The 14,826-nt window shown below is 70.3% G+C and carries 11 protein-coding genes; 5 read left to right on the top strand and 6 right to left on the bottom strand.

All coding sequences use genetic code 11. The annotated features are described in order from the left end of the window. Window positions 1-162: 162 nt before the first annotated feature. Together uvrB and coaE are read right to left on the bottom strand one after the other, a co-directional pair. Window positions 163-2,238, bottom strand: a complete 2,076-nt coding sequence (uvrB, locus tag V6S67_RS08250) for an excinuclease ABC subunit UvrB (protein ID WP_334209787.1) — start codon at window positions 2,236-2,238, stop codon at window positions 163-165. An 81-nt stretch (window positions 2,239-2,319) separates the two neighbouring features. Further along, window positions 2,320-3,333 carry a dephospho-CoA kinase gene (gene coaE / locus V6S67_RS08245; protein WP_334209786.1) on the bottom strand — a complete coding sequence of 338 codons (1,014 nt, stop codon included), beginning with the start codon at window positions 3,331-3,333 and terminating at the stop codon, window positions 2,320-2,322. 122 nt (window positions 3,334-3,455) lie between these two features. Between coaE and V6S67_RS08240 the strand changes: the two genes are divergently transcribed. Beyond that, window positions 3,456-5,117, top strand: a complete 1,662-nt coding sequence (locus V6S67_RS08240; protein ID WP_334209785.1) for a RecQ family ATP-dependent DNA helicase — start codon at window positions 3,456-3,458, stop codon at window positions 5,115-5,117. Window positions 5,118-5,226: 109 nt separating this feature from the next. On the opposite strand, the gene V6S67_RS08235 is transcribed toward V6S67_RS08240, so the two are convergent. Continuing rightward, complete coding sequence (locus tag V6S67_RS08235) at window positions 5,227-5,562, bottom strand: hypothetical protein (protein ID WP_334209784.1); 336 nt, start codon at window positions 5,560-5,562, stop codon at window positions 5,227-5,229. 241 nt (window positions 5,563-5,803) lie between these two features. Between V6S67_RS08235 and V6S67_RS08230 the strand changes: the two genes are divergently transcribed. Genes V6S67_RS08230 through V6S67_RS08220 form a run of 3 tightly spaced genes read left to right on the top strand, consistent with a single transcriptional unit; the run spans window position 5,804 to window position 8,220 of the window. Next, the gene (locus tag V6S67_RS08230; protein WP_334209783.1) at window positions 5,804-6,517 is read left to right on the top strand and encodes a GAF and ANTAR domain-containing protein; all 714 of its coding nucleotides are present in this window, start codon (window positions 5,804-5,806) and stop codon (window positions 6,515-6,517) included. Between the two features lie 10 nt (window positions 6,518-6,527). Continuing rightward, on the top strand, window positions 6,528-7,061 hold the full coding sequence (locus tag V6S67_RS08225) for a hypothetical protein (RefSeq protein ID WP_334209782.1): 534 nt from the start codon (window positions 6,528-6,530) through the stop codon (window positions 7,059-7,061). A gap of 22 nt (window positions 7,062-7,083) precedes the next feature. Beyond that, window positions 7,084-8,220 carry a class I SAM-dependent methyltransferase gene (locus V6S67_RS08220; RefSeq protein WP_442884734.1) on the top strand — a complete coding sequence of 379 codons (1,137 nt, stop codon included), beginning with the start codon at window positions 7,084-7,086 and terminating at the stop codon, window positions 8,218-8,220. A 134-nt stretch (window positions 8,221-8,354) separates the two neighbouring features. Here V6S67_RS08220 and rpsA read toward each other — a convergent pair whose 3' ends face one another. The 3 genes from rpsA to polA all read right to left on the bottom strand — a co-directional run bounded on the left by rpsA (window position 8,355) and on the right by polA (window position 14,325). Continuing rightward, a complete protein-coding gene (gene rpsA, locus V6S67_RS08215; RefSeq protein ID WP_104049948.1) occupies window positions 8,355-9,827 on the bottom strand; it encodes a 30S ribosomal protein S1 in 1,473 nt (490 codons plus the stop codon). Between the two features lie 282 nt (window positions 9,828-10,109). After that, window positions 10,110-11,408: a GNAT family N-acetyltransferase gene (locus V6S67_RS08210; protein ID WP_334209780.1), complete on the bottom strand. Its 1,299-nt coding sequence runs from the start codon at window positions 11,406-11,408 to the stop codon at window positions 10,110-10,112. Window positions 11,409-11,496: 88 nt separating this feature from the next. Next, the gene (gene polA / locus V6S67_RS08205; RefSeq protein WP_442884733.1) at window positions 11,497-14,325 is read right to left on the bottom strand and encodes a DNA polymerase I; all 2,829 of its coding nucleotides are present in this window, start codon (window positions 14,323-14,325) and stop codon (window positions 11,497-11,499) included. On the opposite strand from polA, the gene V6S67_RS08200 reads away from it, so the two are divergent. After that, window positions 14,324-14,812: a hotdog fold thioesterase gene (locus V6S67_RS08200; protein WP_334209779.1), complete on the top strand. Its 489-nt coding sequence runs from the start codon at window positions 14,324-14,326 to the stop codon at window positions 14,810-14,812. The two genes, polA and V6S67_RS08200, sit on opposite strands and share 2 nt — an antisense overlap. Window positions 14,813-14,826 lie beyond the last annotated feature (14 nt).

Here is a 14,826-nt window from a genome sequence, read left to right as displayed (position 1 = left end):
GCTACCCGTGCAGGCGCACCGCCGACGAATACCCGCTCCCGGCCGCGCATACGGCCGCACCCTTGACGTGACCCGACGCGACGCGACAGCTGCGTCGGGCAGGGGCGCGCCGTCTCGACGTCGTCCCCGGTCCGGGCCGACTCCCACGCACCGCCGCGCCGATCAGGCGTGGCCGGCGGACTGCATCTGCCGGAGTTCCTTCTTGAGATCGCCGACCTCGTCGCGCAGGCGTCCGGCAAGCTCGAACTGCAGTTCCGCCGCGGCGGCGTGCATCTGGTCGGTCAGCTGCTGGATGAGGTCCGTGAGGTCCTCGGCGGGTACCGATGCGAGACCGTCGTGCCGCCCGGCGCCCTTCTTCGGCTTCCGCCCCTTGGCGGCCTCCTCGAGGAGCGCCCGGGTGTCGGCGTCCTCGCGGTTGATCGTGTCGGTGATGTCCGCGATCCGCTTCCGCAGCGGCGTGGGGTCGATTCCGTGCTCGAGGTTGTGCGCCACCTGGATGGCCCGGCGCCGGTTGGTCTCGTCGATAGCCCGCTCCATGGAGTCGGTGATCCGGTCCGCGTACATGTGCACCTCGCCGGAGACGTTGCGGGCGGCGCGGCCGATGGTCTGGATGAGGGACGTCGTGCTGCGCAGGAAACCCTCCTTGTCGGCGTCGAGGATGCTGACGAGCGACACCTCGGGCAGGTCGAGGCCCTCACGGAGGAGGTTGATGCCCACCAGGACGTCGAAGGTGCCCATGCGCAGTTCGCGCAGCAGTTCCACGCGCCGCAGGGTGTCCACGTCGGAGTGGAGGTACTCGACCTTCACCCCGTGCTCGAGGAGGTACCCGGTGAGGTCCTCGGCCATCCGCTTGGTCAGCGTGGTGACGAGGACGCGCTCGTTGACGGCGGTGCGCTTCCGGATCTCGCCGAGCAGGTCGTCGATCTGCCCCTTGGTGGGCTTGACGACCACCTCGGGGTCCACGAGACCCGTGGGCCGGATGATCTGCTGCACGTAGCCGTCCGCCTTGCCGAGTTCGTACTTGCCGGGTGTCGCCGACAGGTAGACCGTCTGCCCGATGCGGTCGAGGAACTCGTCCCACTTCAGCGGGCGGTTGTCCATGGCGGACGGGAGCCGGAACCCGTGGTCCACCAGGGTGCGCTTGCGGGAGGAGTCCCCCTCGTACATGGCGCCGATCTGCGGGATGGTCACGTGGGACTCGTCGACGACGAGCAGGAAGTCGTCGGGGAAGTAGTCGAGCAGGCAGTGCGGCGCGGAGGCGGGATCGCGCCCGTCGATGTGGCGCGAGTAGTTCTCGATGCCGTTGCAGAAACCCATCTGCTGCATCATCTCGAGGTCGTAGGTGACGCGCATCCGCAGGCGCTGCGCCTCGACGAGCTTGTTCTGCGACTCGAGCTCCGCCAGCCGCTGCTGCAGCTCGTCCTCGATGTCCTTGATGGCCCGCGTCATGCGGTCGGGTCCGGCGACGTAGTGCGACGCGGGGAAGACGTACATCTCCTCCTCCTCGCGGATGACGTTCCCGGTCAGCGGATCGAGCGTGTAGATGTTCTCCACCTCGTCGCCGAAGAACTCGATGCGCAGCGCGTGCTCCTCGTACATCGGGATGATCTCGACGGTGTCGCCGCGCACGCGGAAGGTGCCGCGGTGGAAGTCCATGTCGTTGCGCGTGTACTGCATCCCGACGAACTGCCGCAGCAGCTCGTCGCGGTTCATCTGGTCCCCGCGGCGCAGCGTGACCATCTTGTTGATGTACTCCTCGGGCGTGCCGAGACCGTAGATGCAGGAGACCGTGGCGACGACGATCACGTCGCGACGGGTGAGCAGAGCGTTGGTGGCGGAGTGCCGCAGGCGCTCCACCTCCTCGTTGATGGAGGAGTCCTTCTCGATGAAGGTGTCCGTCTGCGGGACGTAGGCCTCGGGCTGGTAGTAGTCGTAGTACGAGACGAAGTACTCGACCGCGTTGTTCGGCAGCAGCTCGCGGAACTCGTTGGCGAGCTGCGCCGCGAGGGTCTTGTTCTGCACCATGACGAGGGTGGGGCGCTGCACCTGCTCGATGAGCCAGGCGGTCGTCGCGCTCTTGCCGGTACCGGTGGCGCCGAGGAGGACGACGTCCTTCTCGCCGGCGTTGATCCGCTCGGCGAGTTCCTTGATGGCGGTGGGCTGGTCACCCGCCGGCTGGTACTCGCTGATGACCTCGAACGGTGCCACGACACGCTTGATATCCTGCGCAAGACTCATGGCTTAACGGTAGCCCCTGGCTGTGACACTTCTCCTCGGATCTGCTGGCGGCTGAACGCCCCCGGCAGCCGGACCGGCGACTCAGTCCACCGCGGGAGGAGCGGTCACGACCACCGTGACATCGACGCCCGGATCGGCCGCACGGTGCACCGCCGCCACCCCGCCGAGGGACGGGTCCGGACGGCGGTCCGTGCGCGGATCACGGGGGAATCCTGCAGCGCGCAGGGCTGCGGACACCGCCTCCGGATCACCGTCCGGGGCGACCGTCACACGCACCGTCACAGGCACCGTCGCGCGCCCGGCGCCGTGCAGCTCCGGCGCCGACGCTTCGTGCCCGTCCTGCTGTGCGCCGGCGCCGTTCCCGGTCTCCATCACGGCGCCGGGCGGCAGCAGCGCGGCGAGCTTCGCCCGGACGCGCCGGGCGAGTCCGGTGGTCCCGGCAAGCCCTGCGGCGACCGGGCTGGTGGGCTCCCCGGCGGGCGTGCCGGCCAGGAGGTTGTCCCGGAACGGGATGATCCGCCCGTCCCAGAGCGCGTCGGTCGCGGCCAGGAGGTCGTCGAGGCTCCGGTCGTTGATGAGGACCGCGTCCGCTTCCCGCAGCCGGTCCTGGCGTGAGGCCTGGGCCGCGATGCGCCGCCGCGCGTCGGCCGGGTCCATGCCCCGCTGTCCGACCATGCGGTCGATGCGCAGCCCGTCCGGCGCGTCGACGACGACCACGAGATGGAAGCGCGCCGCCTGCCCGGTCTCCACGAGCAGGGGGATGTCCTCGACCACGACGGCGTCCGCCGGCGCCCCGTCGACGAGCCGCGCGGCCAGGGCCCGCACGCGCGGGTGCACGATCGCGTTCAGGCGTTCCCGCGCCGAGGCGTCCGCGAAGACCAGTGCCCCGAGCGCCGGCCGGTCCAGCACACCGTCTGCCCCCAGGACGTGCGGCCCGAAGGCGGACACGATCTCGTCGAGGCCGGCGGAGCCGGGCGCCACGGCCTCGCGGGCGAGGAGATCCGCGTCGACGACGACCGCTCCCCGCTCGGCGAGGCGGCCGGCCACGGCGGACTTCCCCGCGGCGATGCCTCCTGTCAGTCCCACGCGCAGCATGGACCAACCCTAGCCCCGGCTGCCGCACCCACTGTCAACCCCGGCCGGGTCCGGTGGCGGCTGCGGCCCGGTGTCGGTGCCCCTGAATACGCTAAGGGGACTTACCGTTCGTGAGGAGCACAGTGACCATCACCCTGCACGACCTGCAATCGACCGCCGCCACCACGTTCGGTTGGGACGATCTGCGCCCCGGCCAGGAGCGCGCCATGAAGGAGGTGCTGGAGGGCCGGAGCATCCTCTGCGTCATGCCGACCGGCTCCGGCAAGTCCGCCATCTACCAGGTGCCCGCGATGGCACTGCCCGGTGCGGCCGTCGTCATCTCACCGCTGATCGCCCTGCAGCACGACCAGGCGGAGTCGATCAACGAGAGCGCAGGCTCCACCCGCGCGTTCGTCATCAACTCCGCGGTGAGCAAGGCCGAGCTCGACGCTGCGTGGGAGGCGGCAGCCGACGACGACGAGGCGACGCGGGCGAAGTTCCTCTTCCTCGCGCCCGAGCAGATCACCCGCGACGACGTGGCCGCGCGCCTGAAGGCACTCGACGTGTCACTGGTGGTCGTCGACGAGGCGCACTGCGTCGCGTCCTGGGGACACGACTTCCGGCCCGACTACCTGCAGCTGGGCCACCTTCTCCGGGAGCTGCGGGCACCCGTGGTCGCCCTCACCGCGACGGCGTCCCATCCCGTGCAGGCGGAGATCGTGGAGCGGCTCCACCTGGCCGATCCCGCCGTGATCGTGGAGGGCTTCGACCGCCCCAACCTCTCCCTCGAGGTGGTGCAGCACGTGGAGGCCGGCGACAAGGAACGCGCCGTACGCGACCAGGTCCTCGATCTGGACGGGCCCGGCCTGGTGTACGTCGCGACGAAGAAGTCCGCCGACGCGCTGGCCTCCGATCTGCAGGAGCGCGGGCGCCGCGCCGACGTCTATCACGCCGGCCGGCTCAAGAAGGAGCGCCAGGCGGTGCACGAGGGCTTCCTCGACGGGTCGATCGACATCGTCGTCGCGACCACCGCCTTCGGGATGGGCATCGACAAGCCGGACGTACGCTTCGTCCTCCACGCCGACATTCCGGATTCCCTCGACAGCTACTACCAGGAGATCGGCCGCGGAGGACGCGACGGTCTCCCCTCGAAGGCCGTCCTGCACTACCGGCCGGAGGATCTGTCCCTCCGCCGGTTCTTCGCGGCGAAGTCCGTGAACCGCACCCAGCTGAGGGAGCTGTTCGCCCTCCTCTCCTCGCAGGGCAAACCCGTGAAGACGAAGAAGCTGAAGGAGCTCTCCGGGCTCCCGCCGCGGAAGCTGGCGGGCCTGCTCAATCTCCTCGAGGCCGCCGGCGCCGTCACGGACGGCGTCAAGGGGTACCGGGCCCGGAAGATGTCCGCGGCCGACGCCGTGGAGGCGGCGGTGACGCAGGCCGAGAACCGTGAGCGCATCGATCGGTCCCGCGTCGAGATGGCGCGCCGCTACGCGGAGACGCGGGGCTGCCGGCGCCAGTTCCTGCTGTCCTACTTCGGGGAGGAGCTGCCGGAGCCCTGCGGCAACTGCGACACCTGCCGGCGCCAGGAGTCGGCCGGGATCCAGCAGCCCGGCGACGCGGCGCCGGACGCGGACGTGCCCTTCGCTGTCGACACCCTGGTGGAGCACCCCGAATGGGGCCGCGGGACGGTCATGGGTTACGAGGACGGCATCATCACGGTGCTGTTCGACTCCGTGGGCTACAAGACCCTCTCGACCGGACTGGTCGAGGAGAAACAGCTGCTCGCCGCCGTGCCGCCCGCGGGCTGAGGCGGATGGCACGGCGACGGGCACGTACTGGCTGCGTCGGGCGCACGGGCGACCGTGATGCAGGGCGGCCGGCGGTCGAGGGACTCCGGCCGCCCCGTCAGCCGGTCGGTCAGCGCGGCATGGCCGGGTTGGTCGGGTCGCCGTGTGACGGCGGGTTGATGGGCGGGCCCGACGTCGCGGGCGTCACGGGCGACCCGCCGGCCGTACTGCCGACCTCCGGCATCGAGGTGGCGGCACCCTCGGACAGTTCGGCGCCGCCCTGGACGGCCTCGAGCCTGTTCTGCAGCACGAGCTTCACGGGCAGGCGATCGCCATGTGCCTCCTCGTAGTCGAGGAGCGCCTGCAGACCGCTCTCGTCGAGCCCCGTGATGCGCGTCGGCAGTGTTCCGAGCGGGATGTGGTCGTAGTCGGGCAGCGGCAATGCGTCGTGGCCTGATCCGGTCATGTCGACTCCTGGGCTCGTTGGGAAGGGTGCTTAGTAATTCCACCCTAGGCACGCTGATCACCGCGGGGCAAGCAGGTCGTGGACGGCGCGGGAGGCTGGCCGCGCGGAACGGCGGGTGCACCCCCGACCCGCTCAGGACCCGGCCCGCAACCGCAAGACCCGGCGCGGATCCTGCAGGACGCCGGATGGATCCTGATACCGTTGGGGCGACCGTATTTGCCCTGCTGCCGAGGCTGGAACCGTGACATCACCGATGGAAGACCTGACGTTCGTCTTCGCCCGGCTCAAGGGCCTGTTGCTGACGGAGCAGACGGCGTCGCGCGCGGTCGAGGACCTCGCCGAAGCCATCAAGAAGTCGGTCCCCGGCTCGCTCGGAGCGGGCGTCTCCCTGCTGGACGCGCAGGGCCGACGGCGCAGCACCGGCTTCACCGACCAGGTCGTCGCCGAAGCCGATGCGCTGCAGTACGAACACGGTCAGGGCCCGTGCCTCACCGCCTGGGCCGCGGAGGTCACGGTGCAGATCGACGACGTCCACGCGGACGACCGCTGGCCCCTGTGGCGCGATGCCGTCCGTCACCTCCCGCTGCGGTCGACCCTCAGCACCCCGCTGATCCATGACGGCAGGAGCATCGGCGCACTCAAGGTCTACTCGCCCCTCCCGTCCGCCTTCTCCCCGCAGGACCGCAAGCAGCTCGAGCTCCTCGCATCCCCCGCCGCGACCCTGCTCGGCAACGTCCAGGCGGACAGCTCGGCGGCGGCGGTGGGCCGGGCGCTGCGGGATGCCATCGCGACCCGCGATCTCGTCTCCACGGCCCGCGGCATCCTCATGGAACGGCATGGGATCGACAACGACGCCGCGATGCGCCGGATGCTCTCGCAGGCGTCGGCCACCAGGGTGGATCTGCGGACCGTAGCCCTCTCCGTGATCGACGGCACCGCCGGCAGCCCCAGCTAAGGCAGAGCAGGTGGAGAACCATCCCGACCACGAATACCAGCGCATCCACCTCCTCCGAGCGATCCGCGCGGCGCAGATCGACCCGGGCGAGCTGTGGCTGCACTACTTCGGGCTGGCCGGCGACGCCGGGGAGTACGAGGTGGAGGCCTACCTCCATGGTTCCTTCACCCTCCCTCCCCTGCAGCGCGACCTCCTCGCGCACGCTGCGAACGAACTGATCGACCGCCTGCCCGCCCCGCCCCGGGCCCCGTACAGCACGGACCTCGTCCCCGGCGCCGGGAACGGGACCGGCGAAGGTGACGGCGGGGCCGTGAGCGACGACGGGGACGCGGCACCGGGAGCCCGGTGGGCCCCGGACCCGGCCGGCCCGACGGACCGTCCGCTCGACTGGCTCCTCGACACGTCGGCCGCGGACGCGCGCATCGACGGCACCCCTCCGGGCAGCTCCCACCAGGACGGCGCTGATCAGGACGGCGCGGATCAGGACGGAGCGTCCACCGATGGTCCCCGCCCGGACGGCGCCGAGCCGGACGACGCTTCCTGACCAGTGCGGCGCGGCGCCTAGGATGGAGAGGGTGAGCCCGTTCAGTGTCGACCTCCTCCGCCGCCGTCCCGACGTGGAGGCGCCGGAACTGGTCGCCGTCGATGCCGCCGACCGCCTGCTCCTCGACACGGCCGCGGACCGTCTCCGTGCGGGGGGCGCCATCGCGACCGTCAACGATGCCTACGGCGCCCTCACGCTCGGCGCGGCGGATCTGTCCGGGGTCGCCGTCCGTGCGTTCCAGGACGGTGTGGTGAACGAACGGGCCCTGGCCCTGAACGCGGCGGAGCAGGGACTGCAGGGCACCTACCGGTCCTTCCCGCTCACGGCCGGCCTGCTGGACGCCGTGACCACCGTGCTCCTGCGGCTGCCCCGATCCCTCGACGAGCTCGACGAGCTCGCAGGGGTCATCGCACAGCACGCCGCACCGGACGTCCAGGTGCTCGCCGCGGGACGGGTCAAGCACATGTCCCTCTCGATGAACGCCGTACTCGCCCGCCACTTCACCGACGTCTCCGCGGGGCTCGCCCGCCAGAAGTCGCGGGTCCTCGTCGCATCGGGACCGCGCCCCGGTGCCGAGTCCCCCTTCCCCCGCAGCGCCAGGCACGACGTCGGGCTCGGCGCGCCGCTGGAACTCCGCGCCCACGGGGCGACCTTCGGCGGCGCCGCCCTCGACCCGGGGACGCAGCTGCTGCTCCCCCACCTGCGTGGACCGGTATCCCCGGAGGGGGGCGAGGTGATCGATCTCGGCTGCGGGAACGGCGCCATCTCCGCCTACCTCGCACTGGCCCATCCGCACCTCCGGGTCCACGCGACGGACCAGTCGGCGTCCGCCACCGCCTCCACGCTCGCCACGGCGGAGGCGAACGGGGTGGCTGATCGGATCAGGGTGAGCCGGGACGACGCGCTGTCCGCTCTCCCCGATGCTTCCGCGGGCGCTATCGTCCTCAACCCGCCGTTCCACATCGGCAGCACCGTCCATGCCGGCATCGCCCATCGGCTCTTCGACGCCTGCGCCCGCGTGCTGGCCCCGGGAGGTGAGCTGTGGACGGTGTGGAACAGCCACCTCCGCTATCGGCCCGTCCTCGAGCGCCTCATCGGCCCCACCCGCCAGCTCGACCGCTCCCCGCGCTTCACCGTCACGGTGTCGACGCGCCGCTGACCTCCGCGGCAGCGGAAGGCCAGGCGACGGCCGGACCACCGGCGGACGCAGGGCCGTGAACGCAGGAAGGGCCCCCGCCGACCGGCGGGGACCCTCCCTGTGCTGTGCGTCAGCCGATGGCTGGCGCGCGGTGCTTACGCTCCGGTCAGCTTCTCGCGCAGTGCGGCGAGAGCCTCGTCGGAAGCGAGCGTGCCCGAACCGGAGTCCGTGGCGACGGGCTCGGACGAGTAGCTCGTCGAGTTCGACTCGACGGGCTCGTTCGCTGCGGCGGCGTCGTCGGACGCGTGCTGCACGACCTGCTTCTTGTGCGACTCCCAGCGGGACTGTGCCTCGGCGTACTGGGCCTCCCAGGCGGCGCGCTGCGTCTCGTAGCCCTCGAGCCATTCGTTCGACTCGGGGTCGAAGCCCTCGGGGTACTTGTAGTTGCCCTCTTCGTCGTACTCGGCGGCCATGCCGTAGAGCGCGGGGTCGAACTCGGTGCTGTCCGCGTCGACGCCCTCGTTGGCCTGCTTGAGGCTGAGGGAGATGCGGCGGCGCTCGAGGTCGATGTCGATGACCTTGACGAAGAGCTCGTCACCCACGGAGACGACCTGCTCGGCCAGTTCCACGTGGCGGACGGCCAGCTCCGAGATGTGCACGAGGCCTTCGATGCCGTCCTCGACGCGGACGAACGCGCCGAAGGGCACGAGCTTGGTGACCTTGCCGGGAACAACCTGACCCAGGGCGTGCGTGCGGGCGAAGGTCTGCCAGGGATCTTCCTGCGTCGCCTTGAGCGAGAGGGAGACGCGCTCGCGGTCGAGATCGACCTCGAGGACCTCCACGGTGACTTCCTGACCGACCTCGACGACCTCGGAGGGGTGGTCGATGTGCTTCCAGGAGAGCTCGGAGACGTGCACGAGACCGTCGACGCCGCCGAGGTCCACGAACGCACCGAAGTTGACGATCGAGGAGACGACGCCCGGACGGACCTGGCCCTTCTCGAGCTTGTTGAGGAACGTGGAGCGCACCTCGGACTGCGTCTGCTCGAGCCACGCACGACGCGACAGCACGACGTTGTTGCGGTTCTTGTCGAGCTCGATGATCTTCGCTTCGATCTGCTGGCCGATGTACGGAGCCAGGTCGCGGACGCGACGCATCTCGACGAGGGACGCGGGCAGGAAGCCGCGCAGGCCGATGTCCAGGATGAGGCCACCCTTGACGACCTCGATGACGGTGCCGGTGACGACGCCGTCCTCTTCCTTGACCTTCTCGATGTCGCCCCAGGCACGCTCGTACTGAGCGCGCTTCTTGGAGAGGATCAGGCGGCCTTCTTTGTCTTCCTTGGTGAGCACCAGAGCCTCGACCTGATCGCCCACGGAGACGACGTCCCCGGGATCGACGTCGTGCTTGATGGACAGCTCGCGGGAAGGAATGACACCCTCGGTCTTGTAACCGATGTCGAGCAGGACCTCGTCGCGGTCGACCTTGACGACCGTACCCTCGACGAGATCTCCGTCGTTGAAGTACTTGATGGTGGCGTCGATCGCTGCGAGGAAGTCCTCAGCGGTGCCGATGTCGTTGATCGCGACTACGGGGGCACCTTGCTTCTCGGTGGTGGTGATGGTCATGTAGTTGGGGCTCCGTTGTGGAAGATTACTTGCTCCGGTCATGGCGGACCCCGCCCTTCCGGCTGGGCCGGGAGCGGGTTCCGTTGTCCGGATGTGGACGAAATGGAAAGAACCTCGGAAGATTCAGGAGGAGTGGCGCGCCCCGCTGGCATCCGATCTGCATCGGGACCTGCCGGAGCGCACTACGCGCCTGATCAGTCTAGCCGCGGGGTCCAACACCGTCAAAGCAGCGCGGAGGCCCCGGGCGGCACGCGGAAGGCGCCGCCGCCCGGGCCCCGGCGCCTAGAAGTGGGTGATGCAGTAGGGCTCCTGGGCCCGGCCGAAGAGGGCGTCGAGCAGGCTCACGGCGTCGTCGGCGTGGGCCGTCAGACCGCCGGCGTCGGCCAGCGTGGAGGCGCGCACTCCCCCGAGGTACAGCGAGCCGAGCGCGTTGGCCGTCAGGGTGGCGTCCGGGGCCGCGGCGGTGTCGACGGGTGCTACCTGCGCCGCGCCGTCGACGACGGTCAGCACATAGGAGCCGTCGACGAGCCCGTGCTCGTCCACCACCTCCAGCACGAGCCGGCCGCTGCCCCGGTACGAGCGCTTCCCCAGTGCGGCCGGCACGTCGAGCAGCCGGACCCAGAGCACGTCGTCGGTGCCCTTGACCCGGTAGCAGCGCCTGTCCCGCAGCGCCCACGGCAGGGCGTCGTCGAGCCGTGCGCCGTCCCAGGTGATGCGCTCCACGAGGTCGAGGGAGCCGAGGTAGCGCCACAGTTCGAGGTAGGCCGACGGCGTGGAGGCCACGAGGTCGACGATCTTCATGGTCGGGGGCTCGGAGTCCCAGCCGGCGAATCGGTAGCTGACGAACCCCGCGGGCTGCCCGGCGTCGTCGTAGTGCACGGCCATCCGCACGGCGCGGTCCTCGACGGGCCGCTCCCGGCCCCAGGCGCCCGAGGCGCGGCGCGGGTAGGCGTACTGCCGGCCCACGGAGCCGAACGTCGCTGCCTGGAAGCCCTCGAAGATCCTCTCCGCGAGCCCGACGGCGTGCTCGCGGGCCACGAGCGTCGTGGTGCCGGTCCTCGGCGCCGTCACCTCGAAGCGTTCCCGGACGTCCACCTCGATGCTCTGCGTGAAGGTCGCGCAGCCGAACCCGAAACGCCCGTAGATCGTGGCCTCCGAGGCCGTCAGGATCGCCAGCGCCAGGCCCCGCTCCTTCGCCTCGCGCAGGTCCCGCATCATCAGGGAACGGAGGATGCCGTTGCGCCGGTGGCTGGTGCGGACCGTGACGGCGGTGATCTGGTGCGCGTCGATCTGCCCGGCTCCGACGTTGAGCGCGTGGACCATGGTGCCGTAGGTGGCCACCGGCTGGTCCGCACCGAGGGCTTCTGCGGGCTGGGCCCGGTCGTGGACGCCCCAGAGCACGCGCTCGTCGGACTGGTACGCCGTCAGATAGTGGGGGACGTCCTCGGGGTCGAAGGTCCCGTCGTGGAAGCCGATTCCCTCCGCGTCGAGCCACCTGGCGAAGCGCCCGCCCGGTGCGGGGTCCTCTCCGGGGCCGACGGTGAAGGTCTCGGTCTGCAGGTCGGGTGTGTAGTGGCTCACACCTCACCACCCTAGCGGGGGCGGTCCTGCCCGACCACCTGCCCCGAGGGGCCCAGGGTGATCGGGGTGGCCGGGGTGATCGGGCCGCCTAGTGCGCGGCCTCGTGCCAGGTGGCGCCGGTTCCGACCGAGACATCGAGCGGCACGGTGAGGTCGGCGGCGCTGCCCATCTGTTCACGGACCAGCGCCTCGACCTCCTCGGCCTCGCCCTGGGCGATCTCGAGGACCAGTTCGTCATGCACCTGCAGCAGCATGCGCGAGGCCAGCCCCCGCGTGGTCAGCGCGTCGTCGACGCCGAGCATGGCCTTCTTGATGATGTCGGCGGCCGATCCCTGGATGGGTGCGTTGAGCGCCGCGCGCTCGGCCATCTCGCGGAGCTGGCGGTTGTCGCTGGAGAGATCGGGCAGGTAGCGGCGCCGCCCCTCGATCGTCGAGGTGAAGCCGTCCTTGCGGGCCTGCTCCACGATGCCGCGCAGGTAGTCGCGCACCGCCCCGAACCGCTCGAAGTAGTCCCGCATCAGGGTGCGCGCCTCGTCGACGGAGATGTTCAGCTGCTTGGAGAGCCCGAACGAGCTCAGCCCGTACACGAGGCCGTAGGACATCGCCTTCACCTTCGAGCGCATGGCACTGGTGACCTGCTCGGGCGCGACGCCGAAGATGTGCGAACCCACGAACCGGTGCAGGTCCTCGCCCTCCTGGAAGGCGGAGATGAGCCCTTCGTCGCCGGAGAGGTGCGCCATGATGCGCATCTCGATCTGCGAGTAGTCGGCGGTCATGAGGCTCTCGAACGCCTGGCCGTCCCGGCCCTGCCCGACGACGAACACCTCGCGGATGCGTCGCCCCTCGTCGGAGCGGACGGGGATGTTCTGCAGGTTCGGGTTGGTCGAGGACAGGCGCCCGGTCGCCGCGATGGTCTGCAGGTAGGTCGTGTGGATGCGCCCGTCGTCGCCCGCTGCCTTCCGGAGGCCCTCCACGGTCTGGCGCAGCTTGGTGGCGTCGCGGTACGCGAGGAGCTGCTCGAGGAACGGGTGGCCCGTCTTGGTGATCAGGTCGGTGAGGGCGTCCGCGTCGGTGGAGTAGCCCGTCTTGATCTTCTTGGTCCTCGGCAGTTCGAGCTCGTCGAACAGGACCGTCTGCAGCTGCTTGGGCGAGCCGAGGTTGATCTCCTTGCCGATGATCCGGAACGCCTCGGAGCCGGCGGCGCTGATGGTCTTCGAGAAGTCGTCGTACAGCCGGTCGAGTCCGTCGAGGTCGACGGCCACACCCGTGAGCTCCATGCGGGCGAGCACCTCGGCGAGCGGCAGTTCGAGCCCGCCGAGCAGCTGGTTGGCGCCCTTCTCGACGAGCTGGCCTGCGAAGTGCTCGCTGAGGCGCAGTGCGGCGTAGGCGGCGACGACGGCGGGCGAGGCGACGTCGTTCCCGCCGAGGTCCAGTGCCTGCTGCCCGGAGGAGTCGTTCGCCGAGGCGGTGATGGACAGGCGCAGGTGGTACTGCGCGAGGTCGGCGAGGTCGTAGCTGCGGCGGTCGGGCTGGATGAGGTACCCGGAGATCGCGGTGTCGTCGACCTCGCCGGCCAGGTGGAGACCGCGGGCGGACAGGAGCTTGAACACGGCCTTGAAGTCGTGGACGATCTTCGGTGCGTCGGTGGCGGACAGCCAGTCCCCGAGGACCTTCTCGGCCGCCGCGTCGAGCGGCTCGAGCGGGATGAACGCGGCCTGCAGCCCGGTGACGACCGCGATGCCGACGATGTCCGTGGTGCCGGCCGTCGTCTCCGTCGCCAGGGCCACGGACGCCTGCGCCTGGTTGGTCGAGTGGAACCACTGCGTGAGCGCCTCGGCGTCCTCGAGCAGCACGTGGGCGGGCGCGCTCTGCTCGTCGCCCTCGTCCTCGGTCTCCTCCTCGCCGAACAGGTCGAAGAGGCGCTTGCGGAGCGTGTTGAACTGCAGCGCGTCGAAGAGGTCCTCCACGGCCGGGCGGTCCGGGTGCTGCGACACCATCGCGTCGAGGTCCACAGGCAGCTCGAGGTCGGTCAGGAGGCGGTTGAGGCGCCTGTTCCGCTTGACGTCGTCGATGTTGGCGCGCAGCGAGTCGCCGACCTTCCCGCCGATCTTGTCGAGGTTCTCGAGGATGCCCTCCAGCCCGCCGTACTGCTTGATCCACTTGGCGGCGGTCTTCGGTCCGACACCGGGCACACCGGGGAGGTTGTCGGCGCTCTCGCCCACGAGCGCGGCGAGGTCGGAGTACTGGTGGGGCGGGACGAAGTACTTCTCCTCGATGGCCTGGGCGTCCATCTGCGGGATGTTGGTCACGCCCTGCTTCGGGTACAGCACCGTCACGCGGTCGTTGACGAGCTGGAAGGCGTCGCGGTCCCCGCTGACGACCTGCACGTCCCAGTCAGCCTCGGCCGCCTGGTGGGCGAGCGTCGCCAGGATGTCGTCCGCCTCGTAGCCGTCGAGGGAGATGGTGGGGATCCGCATGGCCTCCATCACCTTGATGATCAGGTCCACCTGCCCGTGGAACTCCTCGGGCGTCTTGTTGCGGCCACCCTTGTACTCGGTGTACTCCTCGGAGCGGAACGTCGGGGTGTCGAGGTCGAACGCCACGGCGACGTGGCTCGGCTTCTGGTCCTTGATGAGGTTGATGAGCATCGCCGTGAACCCGTAGACCGCGTTGGTGTGCTGGCCGGTGTCGGTCGAGAAGTTCTCGGCGGGCAGGGCGTAGAAGGCACGGAACGCCATGGAGTGACCGTCGATGACGAGGAGCCGGTTGCGTGAACCGTCGCTGCGCCGGGCCGGCGCCGGGGGCGTCTCCCGCGACGTCTCCTCGGGCGCCTTCCCGGGCGCCTCCCCGGGGGTGTCGACGGTCAGGGTGGCGGCGGGCTTGGCTGTTTGACTCACAGGTGCCAGCCTAGTTCCCATGACAGACAACCGCACCCGGACCGACGCCCCCTCCACCCCCTCCGAGGACCGGCTCGCCGAACTGGTGGCCGCCGGGGTCCCCGCCGAGATGCACGGCTGGCTGGGGCGCTACGGGGTGGGGGCGCTCACCGTGAAGATGGGCATCGTGTTCACCGAGATGAGCGCGGAGCGGGTGGTCGCGACGATGCCGGTCGAGGGCAATCAGCAGGTCGCCGGCATCCTCCACGGCGGCGCGCACGTCGTGCTGGCCGAGACGCTCGGCTCCTTCGCGGCAGGACTCCACGCGGGCCCCGGGCGGCAGGCCGTGGGGATCGAGGTGGGCGCCACCCACCATCGCAGTGCGGACTCCGGGCTCGTGACCGGCACCGCCACGGCCATCCACCTCGGCCGGACCCTCACGACGCACGAAGTGGTGATGACGGACGACCAGGGCCGCAGGCTCTCCACGGCCCGCATCACGAACATGATCCGCGACGCCCGCGGCTGACCCCGGCGGGGGCG

The sequence above is a fragment of the Arthrobacter sp. Soc17.1.1.1 genome, assembly GCF_036867195.1.
In the GTDB taxonomy this organism is placed as follows: Bacteria; Actinomycetota; Actinomycetes; order Actinomycetales; family Micrococcaceae; genus Arthrobacter_D.
The sequence above is the reverse complement of the archived record's forward strand: the minus strand, read 5'-3'. Positions and strand labels throughout refer to the sequence as shown.

Coding starts and splice junctions, on each gene's coding strand:
- uvrB (WP_334209787.1), bottom strand. CDS start 2,238: ATGAGTCTTGCGCAGGATATCAAGCGTGTCGTGGCACCGTTCGAGGTC.
- coaE (WP_334209786.1), bottom strand. CDS start 3,333: ATGCTGCGCGTGGGACTGACAGGAGGCATCGCCGCGGGGAAGTCCGCC.
- V6S67_RS08235 (WP_334209784.1), bottom strand. CDS start 5,562: ATGACCGGATCAGGCCACGACGCATTGCCGCTGCCCGACTACGACCAC.
- V6S67_RS08220 (WP_442884734.1), top strand. CDS start 7,084: ATGGAGAGGGTGAGCCCGTTCAGTGTCGACCTCCTCCGCCGCCGTCCC.
- rpsA (WP_104049948.1), bottom strand. CDS start 9,827: ATGACCATCACCACCACCGAGAAGCAAGGTGCCCCCGTAGTCGCGATC.
- V6S67_RS08200 (WP_334209779.1), top strand. CDS start 14,324: ATGACAGACAACCGCACCCGGACCGACGCCCCCTCCACCCCCTCCGAG.
- polA (WP_442884733.1), bottom strand. CDS start 14,325: ATGGGAACTAGGCTGGCACCTGTGAGTCAAACAGCCAAGCCCGCCGCC.